The 5,230-nt window shown below is 73.5% G+C and carries 4 protein-coding genes; all 4 read left to right on the top strand.

Translation table 11 applies throughout. From position 1 onward, the window contains the following. Positions 1–1,359, top strand: a 1,359-nt coding sequence (locus OOT08_RS07580; protein WP_325091992.1) for a helix-turn-helix domain-containing protein, incomplete at its 5' end; no start/stop codon positions are given. 199 nt (positions 1,360–1,558) lie between these two features. Then, positions 1,559–3,070: a leucyl aminopeptidase gene (locus tag OOT08_RS07575; RefSeq protein ID WP_325091991.1), complete on the top strand. Its 1,512-nt coding sequence runs from the start codon at positions 1,559–1,561 to the stop codon at positions 3,068–3,070. Between the two features lie 104 nt (positions 3,071–3,174). Beyond that, on the top strand, positions 3,175–4,656 hold the full coding sequence (locus tag OOT08_RS07570) for an alpha,alpha-trehalose-phosphate synthase (UDP-forming) (protein WP_442916193.1): 1,482 nt from the start codon (positions 3,175–3,177) through the stop codon (positions 4,654–4,656). An 83-nt stretch (positions 4,657–4,739) separates the two neighbouring features. Next, positions 4,740–5,230: trehalose-phosphatase (locus tag OOT08_RS07565; RefSeq protein ID WP_325091989.1), on the top strand; the 491-nt coding region annotated here is incomplete at its 3' end.

Raw genomic sequence — 5,230 nt, 5'->3', positions numbered from 1 at the left:
TCGGTCTCGCACACCGACCCGCGCACCGACCCGGGCGCGGAGCCCGCGCCCGGCCACGCGCTCGCGCAGCGGCTCGCCGACGCCGGGCACCGGGTGCTCCTGTTCCCGCCGAGCCCGGACGCCCGGGCCCTCGACCTCGCCCGCGCCCGCACCGCCGAGCACCTTGCCGACGACGCCGCGGCCGGGGCCCGGCTGGTGTCCTCGGGGATGACCGTCCTCACCCAGGTTGCCCGCAGGGGCGGCGCGGAGGCCGTGGTGGTCGAACTCGCGCACCGGCTCCAGGGCTGGGCCGTTCTCTTAGACACCGAGGGCACCGTCATCACGAGCGCGGGGGCGGGGCGCCTCCACATCGACGACGCCGTCTCGGTCGCCCTGAGCCGACCCGTGCGGGTGCGCTACCCCGACCTGCAAACCTTCCCGGTTGGCTCGGGCCGCGACCTGCGCGCCTACCTCGTCGTGTCCTCCCGCACCGGGTCCACGAGCCGAACCCGAGACCTCTCCGCGCAGGCCGCCGGGCTCATCGACCTCGTCCTGCGCACCCACGACCACACCGCCCTGGAGCGCCTGGGCCGCGAGGTCATGGTCGAATCTCTGAGCGACGGCTCCCCCGAGATGGCCAACCGGGTGCTCGATCGCTGGGGGGTGCGCTCCGCCCAGCTGCAGGCCTTCGCGCTCAGCTCCCGCTCCCGCTCGGTCGTGCTCGAGCAGCTCGTCCTGCACTGGCTCGACGAGCTCGGCCAGCCCCACCTGATCAGCTCCGACGGGGACCGGGTGCTGGGCTACATCGCCCCCGAGCAGGCCGACGCCCTCGCCGAGCTCGTCACGCGCGCCGCCGATGAGGACCGCGTCCCGGTCCGGATGGGGCTCGGAGCGGCGACCCCCGTCGACGAACTCGCCGACGCCAGACGCCAGGCGATCAGCGCCCACGAGATCGCCCTCGCGGATGCGCTGCCCGTCGCCCACTACCGGCAACTGCCCACCGTCTCCCTCATCCTGGACGGCCTCGACCCCGTCGCCGCGGCGAGCCTCCTCCGCCCCATCGACCGCCTCCGTGCCGAGCACCCGGACGCCGACGCCCTGCTCGGCGCGGCGCGGGCCTTCCTCGTGGAGCACGGCTCCATGCAGGCAACCGCCGAGAAGCTCGCCGTGCACCGGCACACCCTCCGCAAGCGCCTCGAACGCTTCGAGAGCGCTACCGGCCTGAGCCTGCACAACCCGGACGACCGCTTCGCGCTCTGGATGGCCCTCCGCGCCGACGAGGAGGGCCCGAGCGAGCGGATTCCGCCCCCCGTCGAGCCCCGCACCCCCCGGAGGCGAAGCCCCGGCCCCGCCCCCCAGCCCCGGAACCCCGCCGGATAGGGCCGCGTGGGGGGCTTCGCGCCCCGCCGCGCCCCCCGTCCCGGGGCCGGGCGCGGTAGCGTAGAGGGCAGGCACCGGCGCCACCGCGCCCACGGTGCTGATCCGTACCACCGTCGCCCCGATCCTCCCCGCCCCGCGTCGTCGCGGGCGGGACGCGGGGCGCCGCCCGGTCCCTCACCCAGGAAAGAAGGAACACCCCATGACGGTCGTCATCGATCCCGACTTCAACCCCGTCCCGTCCCGAGCCCTCAGCCACGACGTCCGTGCCGTCGCCGAGCCCTCCGCCTCCGCGCAGGCCATCGCCGTCGCGGTCCCCGCCGAGGGGGACGTGCCCGCGATCGTCGGCCTCGACCGCGCGGCGCTCGCCGCCGTGGGCTTCACGGGGAAGGCGGGCAGCACCACGCTCCTGCCCCGGCAGGACGGCCCCGTGCTCGTCCTCGTGGGCCTGGGAGACACCAAGGGCACCCTGACGGGCGCGCAGCTGCGCGACGCCGCCGCCACGCTCGTGCGCGCCGCGAGCGAGCTCGGCACCCTGGAGTTCGACGCCCGCGGCCTGAGCGACGTCGATGCCCGCACGATCGGCCAGGTCGTCACCGAGGGTGCGGTGCTCGCCCGCTACCGCTACGACGCGCTGCGCTCCGCGCCCACCACGGTGCCGCTGACCGGCTTCACAATCGTCACCCCGGCCGAGGACGTGGCCGAGACCCAAGCGGGCATCGACCGCGGCCTGATTCTCGCCCGCGCGATGGACACCGCCCGCGACCTCGCGAACACCCCGCCCCGGCACCTCAGCGCCGAGAAGCTCGGCGACCTCGCCGTGGCCCTCGGCCCCGAGCTGGGCCTCGAGGTCGAGGTCTTCGACCGCGCCCAGCTCATCGAGCTCGGCTGCGGCGGCCTGCTCGGCGTCAACGCGGGCTCCGTCGAGGAGCCCCGGATGATCAAGCTCAGCTACCGCCCCGAGAACGCGACCGGGCACCTCGCCCTCGTCGGCAAGGGCATCATGTACGACTCGGGCGGGATCAGCCTGAAGCCGTCCAACGCGATGCACCAGGCGATGAAGTTCGACATGATGGGCGCGGGCTCCGTGTTCTCGGCGATGTCGGTGCTGCGCGAGCTCGGCGCGACCACCGCGGTCACCGGCTGGATGATGTGCACCGACAACATGCCCTCCGGCAGCGCCACGAAGCTCGGCGACGTGCTCACGATCCGCGGCGGCACGACCGTCGAGGTGAAGAACACCGACGCCGAGGGTCGCCTGGTCCTCGCCGACGGGCTCGTGCTCGCGACCGAGGAAGCGAACCGCCCCGACGTCATCGTGGACATCGCGACGCTGACGGGCGCGGCGATGGCCGCGCTCGGCACCCGCACCGCGGCGCTCCTCGCGAACAACGACGAGGTCGCCGAGCAGCTGCAAGCCGCCGCCGACGCCACCGACGAGAACACATGGCGGCTCCCGCTGGACCACCGGTACCGCGAGCAGCTGAAGAGCAACGTCGCCGACCTGTCGAACATCGGCGGCGAGTACGCGGGCACCACGACCGCGGCCCTCTTCCTGAACGAGTTTGTCGACGATATCCCCTGGGGCCACCTCGACATCGCGGGCACCATGAAGGCCGACGCCGACGACCTGTGGCGCTCCGCCGGGTCCACCGGCTTCGGCGCGCGCCTGCTCGCGGAGTTCGCGGTCGGCTTCCGCGCCCCCGCCAAGTAGGTCCGCCGCCGGCCCCCGCCGGAACAGCTGCGCCCCCGGTCCCGACCGGGGGCGCTCCTGTTAGGGTGGCAGTGAGACCCGAGGTTGCATAACGGAGGGAAGCGATGCCCGTGGACGACGCCGATGAACCGGGGGAAGACCCCCGCCATTCTTTTGTGGTGGTTTCGAACCGCCTGCCCGTAGACCGGGTCCAGCACGAGGACGGGACGGTTGCCTGGCGGCCCTCTCCCGGCGGCCTCGTCACCGCGATGGAGCCCGTGGTCCGCGACCTGGGCTGCGCCTGGGTCGGCTGGCCGGGCAGCGTCGACGAAGAGCTCGCCCCCTTCGATCACGGGCAGACCCACCTCGTGCCCGTCGCGCTGAGCGCCGCCGAGTACGCGGAGTACTACGAGGGCTTCGCGAACGACACCGTGTGGCCGCTCTATCACGACGTGATCTCCGCGCCCAGCTACCACCGCGACTGGTGGGACCGCTTCCGCACGGTGAACGAGAAGTTCGCCAGGGCCGCCGCCGATGCCGCGGCCCCGGGGGCCACGGTCTGGGTGCACGACTACCAGCTGCAACTCGTGCCCGCGATGCTCCGCGAGCTCCGGCCGGACCTCAGCATCGGCATGTTCCTGCACATCCCTTTCCCGCCCTACGGGCTGTTCTCGCAGCTGCCCTGGCGGCGCGAGATCCTGCGCGGGGTCCTCGGCGCGGACGTTGTCGGGTTTCAGCGGGTCACCGACGCCGCGAACTTCCGCGCCTCGGTGCGCCGCCTCCTGGAATTCCCGAGCCGGGGCAACGAGGTACAGATTCCCGCCTCGACCGAGGGCGCCGAGCGCCCCGCACGCAGCGTGCTCGCCGAAGCCTTCCCCATCTCGATCGACGCGGCCGCCTTCTCCAAGCTGGCCGCCGACCCCGCCGTACAGCAGCGCGCGCGGGAGATTCGCGAGGAACTGGGCAACCCGGACACGATGATTTTGGGCGTGGACCGCCTCGACTACACCAAGGGCATCCGGCACCGGCTCAAGGCCTACAGCGAGGCGATCGAGGACGGCATCCTCTCCGCGGACACGGTGACGCTCGTGCAGGTGGCGAGCCCGAGCCGCGAGCGCGTCGAGGCCTACATGCACCTGCGGGACGAGATCGAGCAGACCGTGAGCCGCATCAACGGCGACTTCGGCTCGATCGCGCACACCCCCGTCGTGTACCTGCACCAGGGCTATCCCAAGGAGGAGATGGCGGCGCTCTACCTCGCCGCTGACGTGCTCATGGTCACCGCCCTGCGGGACGGCATGAACCTCGTCGCGAAGGAGTACGTGGCCTGCCGCAACGACGAGGCCGGCGTGCTCATGCTGAGCGAGTTCACGGGGGCCGCGGATGAGCTGCGCCGCTCCGTCCGCATCAACCCGCACGACATTGACGGGCTCAAGGACGCGATGGTGCGCGCGGTGCAGATGCCGCCCGCCGAGCAGCGCCAGCGGATGCGCGCGATGCGTCGCGTCGTCGCGGAGCGGGACGTGACCCGCTGGGCCCGGACCTTCCTGACCGCGCTCGGCTCCGACCGGGCCGCCCTCCCCGACCCGAGCCCCTTCGCGAGCTGACCTGCTCCGCGCCTGAGCGCGAGACACCCCACAACACCTGCCGCCTCGCGAGGGGGGCCCACCGCAACACGAAGGAGACTGACGTGATCGCCGAAGCACTCGACCGGGAACTGGAACGACTGGCGGGGGTGGGCTCCCTCCTCGTCGCGGTGGACTTCGACGGCACGGTCGCGCCCATCGTCACCCACGCCGATCATGCCCGGATCCTCCCCGAGGCCGAGGACGCACTCGCCCGCTTGCAGGCGGTGCCCGGCACCCGTGTGGCGCTCGTGTCCGGGCGCTCGCTCGCCAGCCTCAGCCGCACCGGGGTGCCCACCGAGGGCCGGGTCCTCGCGGGGTCGCACGGGGCCGAGCTCGTCGGGCTCACCGAGCCGGCGGGCCCGACGCCCGGCCGCGCGGAGCTGCGCCCGCCGCTGACGGATGAGGAGCGCTCCCGGCTCGCCGGGCTGCGCGCGGCCCTCGAAGCGCTCCTCGACGGGGGCCCGGCCCGGCACGGGGCCTGGCTGGAGGACAAGCCAGCCGGGGTCGCCGTGCACACCCGCGCCCTGACCGAGAACGGCTCGGCGGGCGTGCT

It is taken from the genome of Leucobacter sp. M11, from assembly GCF_035726885.1.
Classification (GTDB): domain Bacteria; phylum Actinomycetota; class Actinomycetes; order Actinomycetales; family Microbacteriaceae; genus JAPFRB01.
The sequence above is the reverse complement of the archived record's forward strand: the minus strand, read 5'-3'. Positions and strand labels throughout refer to the sequence as shown.